Genomic DNA, 16,158 nt, shown 5'->3' with positions numbered 1-16,158 from the left:
TTTTGCCAACCAAAAAATACTTATCTTAATACAGTAAGCCGAAAATGGTCCATAATGTTATGATAACACTAAAAACAAAGAAGGCTTTACTCTTGAAAAAATTCGCCAAACTATTTATATCCTTAGCTGCCGTCGTTTTCATCACATTGGTGGCCAATCCTGGCCTTGCCGCCGGCCACCACTATGTCCAGTCCACTACCCCCACTATCTTTTTCCACGGTTACAACAGTGGCGCACACGCTGAACAATACATGGTTAATGGCATCAAGAAGGCCGGTGTCACCAAAACTGTGATCACCGCTGAAGTTGCCGCTGACGGAAAAGTTACCCTCCAGGGACATATCCCTAATGGAGCCGTCAATCCGTTGGTAATGGTTAACTTTGAAAATAGTCGAAACACTGACTACGCGATGCAGGGGCAATGGGTAAAGAACGTGGTCGTCAAGCTCCAGCAAAGCTACCACATTAAGAAGATGAACATTGAAGCTCACTCAATGGGTAACATGGCAGTCATGTACTACCTACTTGCCAACGGCCAAAATAAAAAGCTCCCCCAGTTGCAAAAACAGGTTGCAATGGCCGGAACCTTCGATGGTGCAATGGGCTGGAACGAGCCAAGTAATTTAACAGTTAACAAGAAAACGGGAAAGCCTTCCGCCGAAAATGATGCTTTTAAAAAGCTGCTGCCCCTTCGGCACACTTACCCGCAACAAGTCCAAGTTTTAAACATCTATGGTGATCTCGGCGGCGGTAACGACAGTCAAGTCAGCAACAGCTCCTGCCAAACCCTCCGCTACTTGATCAATAGTCGGACCAAATCTTACCGGGAAGTCAAGATAACCGGACAAGATGCTAAGCATGAGCTGCTCCACCACAACCCGTACGTTAACAAGCTTTTAATCAAGTTCTTCTGGGAGAAATAAGGAGCATAACTGATGGAATTAAACTTACAACAGCTCTACCAAAAAATGCGCCAAGCAATGGGACCCTCAGGTTGGTGGCCAGCTGAATCAAAAGAGGAAATCATCATCGGCGCCATCATGATCCAAAACACCAACTGGCGAAACGCTGACCGGGCAGTCGCCAATTTCCGGCGGGTCACTAAATTTAATCCGGACGCCATTTGCCAGTTGAACGCTGATGAGTTGGTCTCCCTTGTCCGGCCCGCCGGCTTTTACAAAAACAAAAGCAAGGCGGTTCGTTCAGTTTTCAATTGGCTCCGTGCTCGCAATTTTGACTACCGGTCCATCAGCGATCAAGACGGGGACAAGCTCCGCAATAACCTCCTCGCCCTCCATGGTGTCGGTGACGAGACGGCCGATGTTTTTCTCACTTACATCTTCGACCGGCCAACCTTTATCAGCGATAAGTATGCGCGAACCCTCTTTACCTGCCTCGGCGTTAGTGGATTGACGAATTATGCCAGTCTTGCTCATCGGTGCCAACTTCCGAAAAGTTTCACTGCCACGATGGCCCAGGACTTCCACGGCCTAATCGATGAGTTTGGCAAGCAACACCTCCACCCAGTGGCCGATTTCCAGAAAAGTTTTCTCGCTGGAGACCGATTAATACTGAGCTAGCTTGCCGGCTAAATGGTAGTAATTCTTATAAAGGGCCGTGTAGCGTCCAGTATTCTTATGTTCAAGCCACGGCTTATCCCGGCCGCAATAGTGCAGAATGACTGTATTCTTAATTACCCAGTCGGTCGTACATACACCAAACGAGATGGCCTCATAGATTTTGCCATTCCGGGTATCAAAGTTGTAGATTTGGTCCGGGACCGACTTGATGTACTTACCGTACAGGGCGTTTAAAACATCCTGGTCGGGCAAGAGTAGGATGTGGTCACGAATATAAGAAAAGATATCCGCTGACTTAACCGTCCCCCGGATCCGGTCCAGGTTCATCAGCAATACACCCGAATTATAGTACCCGTCTGCATCAAAGTTCTGCAGGCGGATTTTATTTATTACCTCGGTGGTGTTGGTCAGTTCGGTATGGATTGCCGAAGCATAGAGGTCGTCATCAATATTTTGGTTATAGAGTGAACTGAGATCATTAATGCACAAGACATCCGCATCAAGGTAAAGGATCTTATGGAGGTCTGTTGGCAGCAACTCATGGGCCAACAAACGGTAGTAAATTGTGGTGGGATAGCGGTCGGTCACCGGCGCATCAACAAACAACTCATCCTTGACCTGGATTGGGTGATACTTCATCCCCAGGTGGTCACAAAAACGACTCAATTCAGCACCCTTTACTAATGTCTCTTTTTGGAGAACATACACATCAATTTGCCGTTCCCGGGTATTTAAATGAATTGATAGCAGGACCGTCTCCAACTGGCGCACAAAATAATCATCAATTGAGAAAAGTAAATTCATGGTATGCCTCCCTTGTTCCACCAAATATTATAGCAAGAAAAGCACTTGCCTAAGCAGGTAAAATTCGTTAACCTTATCTTATTAATTAAATGAAGGAGTACCTTTGCAATGACACATGAAGAGCAAATTGCCGCGGTTAAACGGTACACAATCGATAAACTTGGCGAGGATAGTACCGGCCACGGGATGGACCATATCAACCGGGTAGTCAGGATGGCTAGGAAGATTGCACTTGGTGAGGGCATTGACCCCTTTGTCCCCGTTGCCGCTGCCTACCTTCACGATACGATTGACGAAAAATTAGTGGCCAACGTTGACGAAGCAAAGGAAGAACTCTGGACCTACCTTGAAAAGAACGAATTTGATGATGCCGATATTGTTACCATCATGGACGTGATCTCTAACATTTCATTTGCTCACACCCTTGATGATGGGCCGGTCCGCTTAACAAAGGTTGCAGAAATCGTGCGTGATGCTGACTGGCTTGACGCAATTGGTGCAATTGGTATTATCCGTGCCATTTACTATGGTGGTGCCCACCACGAGAAGATTTATGATCCCATGATCAAGCCGCGGGAAAACATGAGTCATGAAGAATACCGGAACCTGGATGATGAAACGATCATTAACCACTTTTACGAAAAGATCCTGAAGCTGGCGGGGATGCTGCAAACCCCAACCGCTAAGCAGATTGCAATCCACCGTCAACAAGTAATCAAGGACTTTCTCCAGGAATTTCATAACGAATGGGATAACAAGCTGTAAAACAGGTATTTAAAAAGCAAGCGAGCAGGAAGAGAATTTCCAGCTCGCTTACTTTTTTAATGAGACCCGCAAAGGTAAGCAAGGCCCCGTATATCTCTTAAAAATGCAAATTTAGCAAGGTCACAATACAGTAGGTCATTCCACTAGCGATGACCGGACCAGCAGCAACCCCCTTGAAGACAACTACCCCAATAATTGTCCCCAGGACCAGGGCTACCGTTACTTGTGGAACCGCAGCCAGTTGGTTGACACCATACTTGGATAAAATTGCCACGGCAATTCCGGCCGCAATTGCGATCCACCCCGCTGGGTTCTTAAAGGCCTTGAAAAGGTCATTAAAGGTAATCTGTCCGGTTGCAATTGGCACAAGAATGGCAACTGAAATCACCGTCACTCCCCAGTTAATCCCCTTGCTTTGGATTACGGGCAGCCACTTGGTGGTCATTGGCAGTAGCTTCAATACCATCACAACGACGCTCGCGATCACCAGCGACATGTTCTTACCGACTAAGGCGATTACTAAGACTAGTGCTAAAAACAGCCAACTTTCCATCGTACTTCCTCCCATAAAAAGGGAGTGGCGTAAAAGCATTGCTTCTTACCACCCCTTATTTAATTGAATATCCTTAAAGACAGGAAAAAGCTGAGATAATTCCCAGCTCCCTTCTATTCTTGCTTCTTTTTCTTTTTCTTTTCGCTCAGGTTAATCTCAACCGGGCCATGAGGGTCTTGATTTTCCCCATCGTCTTCTGGTGGTAAAACCTGCTTGGCTAACCAGCGGAAGACCAGCGCTACCGGGCCAATGAGGACAGCATCAAGTAATGCGGTCAGAATTGTCGGCAGTAAGTTAAGCCGGACAAATGCCAGCCAATTACCATCGGTTTGCCACCCCATTAGCGCCGTAAAGATAAGGGTCAGCACCAATTCACAAATTCCACCAAGGATTCCCAACCAAATCAGCTGCTGGTGGCTAAGGCGGCGTGATAACGGAATCCGCCAGCCAATTATCCAGCCAACAAAGACTGCCAGAATAACAAAGTTTAGAACCAGCAGCCAGTCAGCGTTCTGAAGGAACATCAGCAAGATTCCACCTACGACTGCAACGACGACCCCTGAGACCGTTCCTAGTGCCACCGTCACCGCAAGCGAAATAATACCAGCTACCGGTGCAATCAAGACTCCCGTTGGTGCAACCGTTCGAAAACTAACCAGGCCAACCAGGATCATTACAACGATTGCGAGAATGTTAATTCCCGCTAACTTAGTCAACCCCTTTTTCATTAGAGTGGCTTCTTATCGGTATCCTGCATCCAAGCAAGAGCTAAGGCACCTTGACCCAAGTGACAGCCAATAACCGGTCCGAAATAGCCGAGTCGAAAGTCGATATCTGGGTGCTCAGTTTGAAGCTTGTCGAGCCACTTTTGACCTGCCTCCGGTGCATTTGCATGAATAACAATTCCCCGAACAGGATAATCAAGGTTAGCAATCCGTTCATTGAAAAGCTGCTCACAACGCAACTTGGCTTTTTTCATTGAGCGAACCTTTTCAAAGGCTTCAATTGAGTGGTTGGGGTTGTCAAAGGACAGTAGTGGTTTAATCTTCAAAATCGAACCGACAAATGCGGAGGCGTTAGACAAGCGCCCACCACGAACCAAGTTTTGTAAGTCATCGACTACGAATAAATCACCAATCGTGTTACTCAGCTTGGTCAACTTAGCAATAACTTCATCTGGATCTTCATGTTCCTTAACCAGCTTGGCAGCCTCTAAAACAATGTAGTGCATTGGTTCAGAGGTGATGTGGCAGTCAAATGGGATAATCTTGATCTTATCCTTCATTTCTTCAGCAATCTGGGCAACACTTCCTAAAAAGCCAGAAATTGAACTGGTCAGGAAAATGCTGATTGCTGCATCGTAGCCGTCATCGGCCAGTTGTTGGTAAAGTTCCATCATTTGACCGATTGCTGGCTGTGACGTACTTGGGAATGAGCTGGAGACCTTCAGCTTAGCGTAGAAGTCTTCAGTTGAAATGTCGACACCTTCACGGAAGGTTTGACCATCAATGGTAAACGGAATTGGCACAACGTGAATGTCATTTTGGGCCGCCTCTTCAGGAGTAATGGTGGCGGTGCTGTCAGTCACAACAGCAATTTTCATCTTATCTTCCTCCAAGTCGTAAAAAATTTGAATAGAATAATTGCAAAATAATTCCAATAATATAAGAAGCATACCACAAGAACCATGATAAACCAACTATTCTTTACTGTTAACAAGGCTTCTAACTTGTCTCTACTTTGGCAAAAACGTTATAATAATAACCGCATTTATCTCGAAAAAAGGAGTAATTAACATGTCCTTTGACGGTTTTTTCACCCATGCAATGGTGCATGAACTAGATACCACTTTAAAGACGGGACGGGTGGCACGAGTTAGCCAGCCCTACCCTGCCGAATTAATTATGACAATCCGTGCACAGCAGCACAACTATGCCCTCTTGCTCTCCGCTAACCCTACCTACCCCCGGATTCAAATTACAGATGTTCCCTTCACAAATCCAGCGGTACCGACTAACTTTACGATGACGCTGCGGAAGTACCTGGATGGAGCAATTTTAGAAAAGGTCGAGCAGGTTGGCAATGACCGGATTATTCGGTTGATTTTCAATACTCGTGACGAACTTGGTGACAGCCAAAAATTAATCCTGGTTTCTGAAATCATGGCCCGGCACAGTAACATCTCGCTTGTTAACGACAAGACAGGGAAGATTATTGACACAATTAAGCACGTTGGATCTGACCAAAACCGGGTCCGTTTGTTGCTGCCAGGGGCAACCTTTGTGATGCCACCAAAGCAGGATAAGGCTAACCCTTACCTGCCAAACCAGATTTACAGCGACTTGGTTCGGCAATACAAGGAGCCAGCCGAATTAGCTCGTCAACTGCAGCAAAGCTACGAGGGACTGGGCCGGGATACGGCTAAAGATCTTGCTAACCGCTTATTAGCAAGCGACCACCTGCCAACCACTTACCAGCAGTTCATCCAGCACTTTGACCAGCCGGATGCAGTTGTGATCGACGGCAAGAAGAAGTCCTTCATGGCTTTTCCACCACTGGATAGCGATGAAGACCAGCTGCAACACTTTGCTAGCCTTTCAGAAATGCTTGATAGCTATTATAGCCAAAAGGCACAGCAGGATCGGTCAAAGGAACTGGCTGGGCAGGTCATTAAAGTAATCAAGAATGAACTGAAAAAGGACCGGCGGAAGGTTAAAAAGCTGAACAAGCAGCTTGAGGATGCCAGCAAGGCGGATAAGTACCGCGTGCGTGGTGAGATTTTGACCACCTACCTTGGAAAGCTGAAGCATGGGATGACGGAGATTACCCTGCCAAACTTTTACGACGATAATAAGCCGCTGAAGATTGAACTGTCACCAGAACTATCACCCTCGCGGAACGCACAAAAGTACTTTACAAAGTATGACAAGTTAAAGGCATCGGTGGCTTACGTTAACGAACAACTTAAGCTGACTAATGATGAGATTGACTACTTTGAAAACATCCAAAACCAGATCGACCTCGCTTCGCCTTCGGATATTCAAGAAATTCGGCTAGAACTTCAACAAGAAGGCTACATCAAGAATAAGCAGAAGGGTAAAAAGAAACGGAAGGTCCGGGTAAGCAAGCCGGAGCAATTCCACACTAGTGACGGTACCCTGGTGCTTGTCGGTAAGAACAACCTGCAAAATGATCGACTGAGTTTTAAGACTGCCAATAAAAATGAAATTTGGCTGCACGTCAATGATATTCCGGGTTCCCACGTGGTAATCCGGGATACCAACCCAAGTGAGCAAACCATTCTGGAAGCTGCACAATTAGCTGCCTACTTCTCCAAGGGGCGCGATTCAGACAACGTTCCCGTTGACTACCTGCCAGTCAAGCGACTGCATAAGCCAAATGGTGCTAAACCGGGATTTGTTACTTTCACCGGGCAGAATACGATCCGTGTAACGCCTAAGAAATTAGATAATTAAATTACTAGGCCAAACAGTTTTTATTCTGTTTGGTTTTTTATTTTGGTTTTGTTTTTTGTATTTAGTTAAAGTAAATAATAACTTCTTGCCACAATCAATTTAAAAATAAAAACACTGGAAAGGATTAACCCTTCCGGTGTCCATATCTTCAGTAATTGTCACTTTATTTGGTTTACGTCCTTCGTAAGCAAAAGAACCTCATCGGTATAATTATACTCCTATCGGTCGTAGCCGTGAATTGTTAGCTGAAGCGCAGACAAACCACAACTATCTCCAAGACCATCTTCGTGAACCGCCGCGATGCCACCTTTCAGCCAAGAGTGGCTCTCTGTGATCCATTAGAACACTACTCATCTTTTCAAAGCGTTTTTATATTAGCATCATTGCTACAGTGTGACCATTACTGAAAGATTGCGTTTGTTAGGAGTTCACGTGCTTGACCGTCATCAAGACAACAATTTCAAGCGCGAACCCTAAGAGTAATAACAAACTTTCCATAGTAGAAAAAACGCTCTCCTTCAAATAAGTAATTTTCAAACGGTATTCGCCAGGAGCTAGTTAACCGTTTTCATAATTAGTATATCACATTTCTCCGTTTCTGCATAAAATTTACTTATATGTAAAAATACCCCACACCATCTTAATGGCACAGGGTACTTTTATCTACTAAATTAATCTTTTATTCAGCTTCATATACCAGGTGTTCATTAACAAAGGACATCATCCCCTGCTTGGCCAGTTCACGACCGTAGCCGGAGTGCTTGACCCCACCGAATGGTAATTCAGGTAGTGAAGCCCAACCTGCATTGATCCAGCTCATTCCTGCTTCAATCTTTGCAGCAACTTCCCGGGCCTTCTTAACATCTTCACCAAAGATCGTGTTACCCAGGCCATAACTGGAGTCGTTAGCTAACTCAATTGCCTCATCAAGGTTGTGGTACTTATAAACCACCATGACTGGGCCAAAGAGTTCTTGGTCAAAGATTGGGTTGTCCTTTGTGATGTCGGTCAGAATTGTTGGCATGAAGAATTGGCCAGGCAGGTCAACCGGTTCGTTACCATAGTAAACTGTGGCCCCATTTTCAATCGCCGTATCAACTTGCTTTTGCAGCTTTTCCTTGGCCCGCTTAGAGTTCATTGGGGCTAGTGTAGTTGACCGGTCCAGCGGATCACCCATCTTAACATTTGCAAAGACCTTCTTAGCCCGTGCCAGGAACTCATCGTAAAGGTTGTCCGGAACGATAAAGCGCTTGGATGACGTGCAGACCTGTCCGGCATTGTAGAGACGGGCTGATGGGATTACTTCTTCCAGCTTATCAATGTCAGCATCGGGCATTACGAGGAAGGCATCATTTCCGCCAAGCTCCATGGTGTTCTTCTTCAGGTTGCGTGCTGCTTCCGTGGCAACCGATTGGCCACCACGTTCAGAACCGGTCAAGCAGACACCTTGAACCCGCTTATCAGCAATAATGTCACCAACTTGGTCGTAGCTAACGAATAGGTTCGTTAAGCTGCCATCAGGTGCACCTGCTTCACTGACTAAGTCCGCAAACACCTTGGCGGAAGTTGGGCAGTTAGAAGCATCCTTTAAGATCATTGGATTCCCAACCAGGAAGTTTGGAATAAATACCCGGGCAATTTGGTAGAATGGGAAGTTCCATGGTTCAACGGCCATGATAATCCCACTTGCCTGCTTCAGAACATAGGCATTGCCAGATGGCGTGTAAATCGGTTCTGGTGCCAGGAATTCATCCGCCTTTTCAACGTAGTAGTCACAGAAGCTGGCGCAGAGGTCTACTTCGCCCTCTGCTTCACCAATTAACTTCCCCATATCGCGGGTCATCACTTCTGCCAGTTCAGTCCGCCGTTCACGGAGGAGTTGACCAAGCTTAGTAATGATTGCCTTGCGTTCAGCTAGGCCATCGCCTGCCCGCCATTGTTGGTAGAGCCGGTAGCCATTAGCCAGCGCTTGCTCTACTTCTTGATTGCTTGATTGTTCATATTCATGTTCAACCTCATTAGTATAAGGGTTAACTGTTTTGTAAGCCATATATATTTCCACCTTTCAGACGTTTATTTAACATTCCCATGTCTACATTCTAACGTTTTTTGTAAATTTCACAAGCAATACAGTCCAGCTTAACAAAAACTAAATATGACAAACGTTTGCGCAATTTTAAACTTTGTGAAATCTTAAAATAGAGTTTACAAAAGTCAAAATAAAAAAGCAGCTAGAAAAACTTCTTCCTAGCTACTAATTTTAAAAATGTTTGATTTTCAACCACTTAATCATTAATAAACTGCATCCGCGCACCGATAATCTTATTGACTGCCGGCTTGCCATCCTTAACGTGGAGTGCCTTGAATGGGAAGCAGGCCCGGTAAGTAGCACTGCCGGAGTTCCCTTCATGCTTAAGGAATTCGGTGATCTCTTCTTCGCCCGCCTTCCCCGTCATGATCCGGGTGTAAATCGCGGTTAAGTCTAATCCGAGGGACTTGGATAGGAAAGCAATCTCCGGCAACGGCATTGGCTGAACGCCATGCTCCTGGAACTGTCCTTCTTCCTTTTCCTCAAAGATTACCTGGTATAGGCCAGGCTGCTTTTGGTCCATGATGGCACCCAGGCTCTTCTCACTTAACTGCTGGTTATCGTTATTTGATAACTCTGCCGGGTAGCGGATAGCCGTTGATTCATACTTTAACTGGTCCATCGACAAGAGGTTGGCAATCGCACCCAGTGGGTAAGCGTACTTCCCATCGTACAGGTAGTTAAATGCCACTAACCGGTTAGAGTAGTCATCCAGCATTGGCAAATCATCATCAGGAATCACAACCACCTTGCACGTGATATCCGCCTTTTCTAATGCCGCCAGTAGGTCGGTATAACTAGCCGGCACAAACAGGTATTGTGGCTGCTCAATCCGGAGAATTTGTAACACGTTCTCCCCCGTTGCCGGCTCAATATACCGCTTATCGGCAACCGGATAACTCAGGTTAACGGAGCTTGGGTTCGAGTTAACCACAACCGTGTGAAAGCCATCCGCGTGGAGCTGGCGCATCATCATGGCGACAAAATAGTCACCGGAATTACTTAGGCCTAAACGGAGTCCACCTGTACCGACAACCATTGCACTTGGCTGGGCAGTCTTGGTCGCCTCATTTTCGTCTTCAAGGGCCGAGTAAAAGCTGCCCGTATGCTGGGTAAATTCACCACCAGACGGCTCGATTTCCTTATACTTGGTCATCAGTTGGTGGTCAGCCGACATCTGGTATACCTGCTCCGGCGTGGTGTCCCAAAGGCGGGCAATTAGCTTGTTGCTCAAACCATTGTACTTGGCCTTCACGAGGACTGGTTCGCTCATTGGGTGTTTATTAACGTCTTCAATTAGTAGCCGCATCCGGTCAATCTGGTCAAAGTAGAAGGGGTCGATCTTGGTCATTTCAGCCAGTTCTTCCACTGAATAGCCACGGCGCATGGCCTCAATCAAGGTAAAGAGGCGGCCGGCCTCTGGGTGAACGAGTTTCATAACCAGTTCATCATCAGACAACTTCCGCTGGGCCTGCAGGTGAAAGTCGGCCGGTTCCTGGTAACTGGATTCAATCGCCTTAAACATCGCCTCAATGGGACTGCGGCCAATTCCAAATACCGTTCCGACAGATTTCTTCTCGGTAGCCAGCTGGCGGTTGGCTTCTGGAATAACGTTAAAGCCCCATACTGGTACCCGGGCAGCAATATGGTCCATCGTTGGCTCAACCAGTGCCGCGTGGTGGATATAGTCATCCCCCAGGTCAATTTGCCGGAGACGCTTGCCCATGTAGAGTTCAGCGCAAACATTGGCAATTGGGTAGCCGGTCGACTGAGCAACAAACGAAGTCATCCGGTCAAAGTACGGACTATTTTTAATCACATAGAAGCGGTCATTATTGGGGTTCAATGCGAACTGGACGTGGTTGACCCCCACGATCCGCAGCTTGCGGGTAATCGCAAAGGCAACATCACGCATATTCTGAATTTGCCGATCTAGTAACGTTTGTGGCGGGTTAAAAGCCACCGAATCCCCCGCGTGAATACCGATCGGGTCCATGTCTTCAATCATCGACAGCATCATCATCGTGCCCGAACTGTCCCGCTGGACCATCACTTCAATTTCCTTGTATCCAGCAAGGCTCTGCTGGACAAGTACCTGCTCTGCCCGGGATTGCTTCAGGCACTTTTGAACTGCCGTTGCTAGTTCACTGCGGTCGTGAACAATCTGGCGGGTGCTGCTGCTCTTGGGAAGGACCGACCGGATGATTACCGGGTAGCCAAGCTGGTTTGCTTCCTGCAATGCATCCTGGTAATTATTCACCGTGACAATTGACTTCATCGGCGCATCCATGGCGTGGAGGGTCCGACTGAGGAGGACCGGGTTGTTGATCTGGCGAATCGTGGCATCCGGTACCCCGAGCAACTGGATGTCCTTTTCCTGGATAACCCCCTTCTCGAGCAGCTTCTGCGTTAGTTCAAACGCCCGCCGGTTGCCAAGGGTTGGCAGGATCGCATGCGGATTGTAGCGGTCAATAATTTCCAGTAGGTTGTCCACGTCAAGGGCGGCAATGCAAGCATGCTCAATGATGTCGTGGCTTTCTAGACTTACCGAAAACGGGTTATCGTCAACCAGGATGGTCCGGATTCCCTGCTTCTTAAACTCGGTGGCTACTTGAAAGGTTGCAGCATCAAGCTCATCGCCGTGCTGGACGTCATTAGCACCAGCACCAATAATCAGGACAGAACGTAAATCATTTGTCATTAGCGCTGGGCCTCCCTTCTGTTCATGATATCGATAAATTCATCAAATAGGCCGTTTGTCTCGTCCGGGCCCGGTGCACCGTCCGGGAAGAACTGCACTGAAAATGCCGGGAATTCCCGGTGACGCAGGCCCTGGATGCTGTTATCTAGCATATCAGTGTAGGTGACGAAAAGCTTGGACCGGTCAACCGTGGTTGGGTCAACTTGGAAGCCCCCACCCTGGGTAGCGTAGACAACATGGTCAGTAATTACTTCGTGGATCGGGTGGTTCATCCCGTGATGCTCGACCGGCATCCGCTTAACGGAAGCACCGTTAGCCATGGCGAAGAGCTCGTGACCCAGGCCAATCGCAAAGAGTGGGATTTTTTCTTCAACTTCGCGAATTGTCTTCAACACTGACGCCTTCAACTTGGTTGGGTCACCGGGTCCCGTCGAAAGAACCACGCCATCCGGGTCCAGGCGAAGGATCTCGTCCGTGGTAGCCGAATAAGGCAGGACGGTAACATTGCACTTCCGCCGACTCAGCTGACGGAGGACACCATTCTTCAAGCCAAAGTCAATCACGACGACACTCTTACCGACACCTGGATTAGGGTACGGCTTGGGAGTTGCTACCTGGGCAACTTGCTGACTGGTCAAAACAGTGGCGTGCAACTGGTCAAAGGCGTGGTCATCGGGAACCGGTACAATACTGCCCTTAAGTGGCTTCCCCGCCGCCCGCAGCTTATGGACGATTGCCCGGGTATCAACGTTGGCAATCCCGGGAATATTCATTTGCTTCAGGTACTGGTCAAGGGTTAAACGCCGGACATTGTTGGTAGCGACGTTTGAGAGGAAACGCACTACTACCCCTTTGATTGTCGGTACAATTGTTTCATAAATATTGCGTTGGATCCCCGTCCCGCCAACATTTGGCTGGGTAAAAACAAGGATCTGGTTGTTATAAATTTGGTTCGTGATGATTTCCTGGTAACCAAACATACTGGTATTGAAAACCACCTCACCAAATGTCACCGCCGGGGCGCCAAAACCGTCGCCGGCGAAGATTGATCCATCTTCAAAGATGAGATAGCGTGCTGCCATTGAAAATCCCCCTCCGCAGTTGCATGCTCATTAATTCACTCTTTAATTATAAACGAGTTTACTTAATCTGTTAATTAGAATCACTCCGCTCGAGCTTATCAAGCATTTGTTGAAAATAGGCCGGGAGTGGCGCCGTAAAAAGGAGCTCCTTCCCTGTCCGGGGGTGCTTAAAACCAAGCTCCCGTGCGTGTAAGTACTGGCCATTGCCTGGCAAGGTCTTCCGAGGACCGTATAAGGGGTCGCCCGCAAGCGGGTGGCCAATCGACTTCATGTGCACCCGAATTTGGTGGGTCCGCCCGGTTTCAAGGCGACAGGAAACCAAAGTATAATGGCGGAAACGTTTGAGAACCTTAAAGTGGGTAACCGCGTGCCGGCCATCAGCAACGATCGCCTGCTTTTTCCGGTCTTTACGTGAGCGGCCAATCGGCGCATCAATTGTTCCCGTATCCTGCTTGATTACCCCGTGGACAAGGGCAACGTACTCCCGTTTGTTAGTCTTTGCCTTGAGCTGAGCTGCTAGTGACCGGTGGGCCATATCGTTTTTAGCAACCATCAAGAGCCCAGAGGTATCCTTGTCAATCCGGTGAACGATTCCTGGACGGAACTCACCGTTAATAGTTGACAGTGGGCAATGGTAGAGGAGCGCATTGACGAGAGTATGGTTGGGATGGCCTGGTGCGGGGTGGACAACCATCCCCTGGGGCTTATTCACCACCACCACGTCATCATCCTCATAGACGATATCTAAGGGGATATTCTCTGGTGCCAGGTCAATTTTCTGTGGCGCTTCGGGGGTAATAACCACCTTGTCCCCCACGGCTAACTTGTACTTGGGCTTCACCACCTGGCCGTTTACCTTAACATTGCCATCTTCAATCCACTTTTGAAGGTGGGAGCGCGAAAACTGGCTGAAGTGGTGGCCAAGGACCTTATCAATCCGGCCAGTCAAAGCGTCATCAATTGTCAGAGTAAGTTCTTTTTCCATCCTATTCTTCCTCTCGAATGAAGATAACCACTAACCACAAAACACCGACCGTTAAGCACAGGTCGGCAACGTTAAAAACGGGGAAGTTGATGAAGAGCAGTTCAAACATATCAACGACGTAACCATTTTGCAGGCGGTCAATAAAGTTACCGATTGCCCCTGCCAGGATCAGCGTCAACGGCCACAATAGCCGAGGCTGCCTGCGCCACCGGTAAAAAAGGTAGGCTAGCACCGCGAGCGCTATTAGTGTGACCACGGTGAAGAACCACTGCTGGCCTTCGAGGATGCTCCACGCGGCGCCATCGTTACGCAGGTTGGTAATTGCCAGTAAGTTGGGAACCACTGGCTGGCTGCTGTTTAGGGCAATCGTGGCACTTACCCAGTGTTTAACGAGCTGATCGCCGACGACAAGGGCCGCGGTAAAAATGAGGTATCCAATCACTGGCACTAGTCAGCCACCTTCCCCTGCTGGCGCTCAATTAGACTCTTTAGGCGCCGGACAGCTTTATTGGTAAAGGTGAAGTTGAGGACCTCACCATTAACTGTCATTGTGACGGTATGTTTAGTAAAATGAGGTTGACGGATGTCGGCTAAAGGGATTACCATGTAGTCCTTTTGAAGGAGACGGCTGAAGGTCAGTTTGGTGGGGGTCACAAGGACTGTCCGCCGTTTGATTTCCAGTACTACTAAAATGGCAAAGATGGCGAATAAGACGGCCGTAAGCCATTGGAAATGTGTGATTTCAAGCCAAGTGACGAGACCAGCGATAAAAATCAAAAAGGTCCAGCACCAGCTGATGATGGTCCCGGTCAGGTCTGGCTGGTAAAAGTACCGCGTTTCTTCTTCCATTCTCGTGAAACATCCTTTCAATAATTGAGGTGAATTTAATGATTAAGATTTATACTGATGCCGCAACTAAGGGCAACCCGGGGCCTACTGGGCTGGGGGTACTGATTTTAGCTGACCACCAGCAATTCCAACTGACGGACACGGTCGCGCTGGCGGATAACCACCAGGGAGAATTTGCGGCGGCTGAGTTTGGGTTTGCATACCTTATCCAGCACTTCCCGGCGGAACAAACAGTGCTATTTTACACCGATAGCCGGTTGCTAAGCGACGCAATTGGTAAAAATTATGCAAAACATTACCAAACGGAGCTGGATCAGCTCAGTGCAAAGATGGGCCACTTCCCAACGGTGGTTACGCAGTGGGTTCCCGATAGTCAAAATACTGGGGCCCATCATTTGGCGAATCAGGCACTAAAGGGCATCGAATAACACTGTTCTAGTATACCAAATGCGGGAAGCGGCCTCAAAGACCTGGTTTTGGACTGGTATTAGCTATACAATACAAATATACGTAAATTGGGAGGAAAAAACGTGAAAAAACAATCAACGACTATTATTTCATTTATCTTATTGATTATCATCGCAATCTTTGCGGTGGCAAATACGGCATCGGTTGAGGTCAACCTGCTGTTTGCTAAGTTCCGGAGCCCATTGATTCTACTGATTTTAATCTGCTTTTTAATCGGTGCACTAATTATTTATCTCTTTTCATTATCTAGCCACCTTAAGCAGGACAAGGAATTAAAGAACCTGCGCGAAACTAAGGCCGACCCAAAGCGGCTGGCAAAACTAGAACGCCAAAATAAGGAATTGCTAAAGGAAAACGAAGCCCTGAAGGCAGAAAACGACCGATTAAAGAAGGCAGCAATTAAGCAGGAGGGTGCGCCAGTGGATAGTAGTAAAGGTGAATAAGACTGTGCAGGACAATTCGTTTGTGATATTGTCCTGCGTTTTTCATTGCTTTCTCAATAGGTTCATAAAGTACTATATAAAAAGAGGACGTGACACAAGTCCTCTTTTTATATGGCGAATTGTCAAACTAAGTGCAACAGTTTGTCAAAAAATACTTCATATGGGGTTTCATAATTTAACACTTTGCGAGGACGTTGATTTAACTGCTTTTGGCAGTGTTCAACGTCCTGTTCTGTATAATTATCAATATCTGTTCACTTGGGAAAATATTCCCGAATTAATCCATTGTAGAGGGCGGCTGTAAAATGTAGGAAATCGGCGGTTTAAAATTGTCGGTTTTCCTGCATTTTTTGTATACTCACT

At 47.4% G+C, this 16,158-nt stretch carries 16 protein-coding genes and 1 pseudogene; 6 read left to right on the top strand and 11 right to left on the bottom strand.

Annotated elements, in window-relative coordinates; genetic code table 11:
• Positions 1–59 precede the first annotated feature (59 nt).
• Together QOS07_RS07200 and QOS07_RS07195 are read left to right on the top strand one after the other, a co-directional pair.
• On the top strand, positions 60–923 hold the full coding sequence (locus QOS07_RS07200; protein ID WP_283588292.1) for an alpha/beta hydrolase: 864 nt from the start codon (positions 60–62) through the stop codon (positions 921–923).
• Between the two features lie 12 nt (positions 924–935).
• Positions 936–1,580 carry an endonuclease III domain-containing protein gene (locus QOS07_RS07195; protein WP_283588291.1) on the top strand — a complete coding sequence of 215 codons (645 nt, stop codon included), beginning with the start codon at positions 936–938 and terminating at the stop codon, positions 1,578–1,580.
• Here the strand turns inward: QOS07_RS07195 and QOS07_RS07190 are convergent.
• Positions 1,566–2,384 carry a glycosyltransferase family 8 protein gene (locus QOS07_RS07190; RefSeq protein ID WP_283588290.1) on the bottom strand — a complete coding sequence of 273 codons (819 nt, stop codon included), beginning with the start codon at positions 2,382–2,384 and terminating at the stop codon, positions 1,566–1,568. The genes QOS07_RS07195 and QOS07_RS07190 overlap by 15 nt on opposite strands.
• Before the next feature lie 108 nt (positions 2,385–2,492).
• On the opposite strand from QOS07_RS07190, the gene QOS07_RS07185 reads away from it, so the two are divergent.
• Positions 2,493–3,149, top strand: coding sequence for an HD domain-containing protein (locus QOS07_RS07185; RefSeq protein WP_283588289.1), 657 nt, complete (start codon positions 2,493–2,495; stop codon positions 3,147–3,149).
• Positions 3,150–3,246: 97 nt separating this feature from the next.
• Here the strand turns inward: QOS07_RS07185 and QOS07_RS07180 are convergent, their stop codons facing one another.
• The 3 genes from QOS07_RS07180 to QOS07_RS07170 all read right to left on the bottom strand — a co-directional run bounded on the left by QOS07_RS07180 (position 3,247) and on the right by QOS07_RS07170 (position 5,305).
• Positions 3,247–3,702 (bottom strand): DUF441 domain-containing protein, encoded by a 456-nt coding sequence (locus QOS07_RS07180; RefSeq protein WP_283588288.1) that lies wholly within the window; start codon positions 3,700–3,702, stop codon positions 3,247–3,249.
• 113 nt (positions 3,703–3,815) lie between these two features.
• Positions 3,816–4,430: a hypothetical protein gene (locus QOS07_RS07175; protein ID WP_283588287.1), complete on the bottom strand. Its 615-nt coding sequence runs from the start codon at positions 4,428–4,430 to the stop codon at positions 3,816–3,818.
• Entirely contained in the window at positions 4,430–5,305 is an 876-nt protein-coding gene (locus tag QOS07_RS07170; protein WP_283588286.1) for a DegV family protein, read from the bottom strand. Before QOS07_RS07170 ends, QOS07_RS07175 begins: the two co-directional genes overlap by 1 nt.
• Before the next feature lie 193 nt (positions 5,306–5,498).
• Between QOS07_RS07170 and QOS07_RS07165 the strand changes: the two genes are divergently transcribed.
• Positions 5,499–7,178, top strand: a complete 1,680-nt coding sequence (locus QOS07_RS07165) for an NFACT RNA binding domain-containing protein (protein WP_283588285.1) — start codon at positions 5,499–5,501, stop codon at positions 7,176–7,178.
• 679 nt (positions 7,179–7,857) lie between these two features.
• On the opposite strand, the gene QOS07_RS07160 is transcribed toward QOS07_RS07165, so the two are convergent.
• From QOS07_RS07160 to QOS07_RS07135, 6 genes are all read right to left on the bottom strand, one after another.
• Positions 7,858–9,228: an NAD-dependent succinate-semialdehyde dehydrogenase gene (locus tag QOS07_RS07160; RefSeq protein ID WP_283588284.1), complete on the bottom strand. Its 1,371-nt coding sequence runs from the start codon at positions 9,226–9,228 to the stop codon at positions 7,858–7,860.
• A gap of 235 nt (positions 9,229–9,463) precedes the next feature.
• Positions 9,464–11,968, bottom strand: coding sequence for an ATP-binding protein (locus QOS07_RS07155; protein WP_283588283.1), 2,505 nt, complete (start codon positions 11,966–11,968; stop codon positions 9,464–9,466).
• Positions 11,968–13,050 (bottom strand): carbamoyl phosphate synthase small subunit, encoded by a 1,083-nt coding sequence (locus QOS07_RS07150; protein WP_283588282.1) that lies wholly within the window; start codon positions 13,048–13,050, stop codon positions 11,968–11,970. The genes QOS07_RS07155 and QOS07_RS07150 overlap by 1 nt, the downstream gene beginning before the upstream one ends.
• 70 nt (positions 13,051–13,120) lie before the next feature.
• On the bottom strand, positions 13,121–14,035 hold the full coding sequence (locus QOS07_RS07145) for an RluA family pseudouridine synthase (RefSeq protein ID WP_283588281.1): 915 nt from the start codon (positions 14,033–14,035) through the stop codon (positions 13,121–13,123).
• 1 nt (position 14,036) lies between these two features.
• Entirely contained in the window at positions 14,037–14,477 is a 441-nt protein-coding gene (gene lspA, locus QOS07_RS07140; RefSeq protein ID WP_283588305.1) for a signal peptidase II, read from the bottom strand.
• A gap of 5 nt (positions 14,478–14,482) precedes the next feature.
• Positions 14,483–14,884, bottom strand: coding sequence for an EbsA family protein (locus QOS07_RS07135; RefSeq protein WP_283588280.1), 402 nt, complete (start codon positions 14,882–14,884; stop codon positions 14,483–14,485).
• A 38-nt stretch (positions 14,885–14,922) separates the two neighbouring features.
• On the opposite strand from QOS07_RS07135, the gene QOS07_RS07130 reads away from it, so the two are divergent.
• Both QOS07_RS07130 and QOS07_RS07125 read left to right on the top strand, forming a co-directional pair.
• A complete protein-coding gene (locus QOS07_RS07130; RefSeq protein WP_283588279.1) occupies positions 14,923–15,312 on the top strand; it encodes a ribonuclease HI family protein in 390 nt (129 codons plus the stop codon).
• Between the two features lie 102 nt (positions 15,313–15,414).
• Complete coding sequence (locus QOS07_RS07125; RefSeq protein ID WP_283588278.1) at positions 15,415–15,795, top strand: LapA family protein; 381 nt, start codon at positions 15,415–15,417, stop codon at positions 15,793–15,795.
• Between the two features lie 122 nt (positions 15,796–15,917).
• Here the strand turns inward: QOS07_RS07125 and QOS07_RS07120 are convergent.
• Positions 15,918–16,082, bottom strand: a pseudogene (locus tag QOS07_RS07120) (IS30 family transposase); the annotation flags it as partial.
• Positions 16,083–16,158 lie beyond the last annotated feature (76 nt).

The organism is Limosilactobacillus viscerum (genome assembly GCF_947387525.1).
Taxonomy (GTDB): Bacteria; Bacillota; Bacilli; order Lactobacillales; family Lactobacillaceae; genus Limosilactobacillus; species Limosilactobacillus viscerum.
The sequence above is the reverse complement of the archived record's forward strand: the minus strand, read 5'-3'. Positions and strand labels throughout refer to the sequence as shown.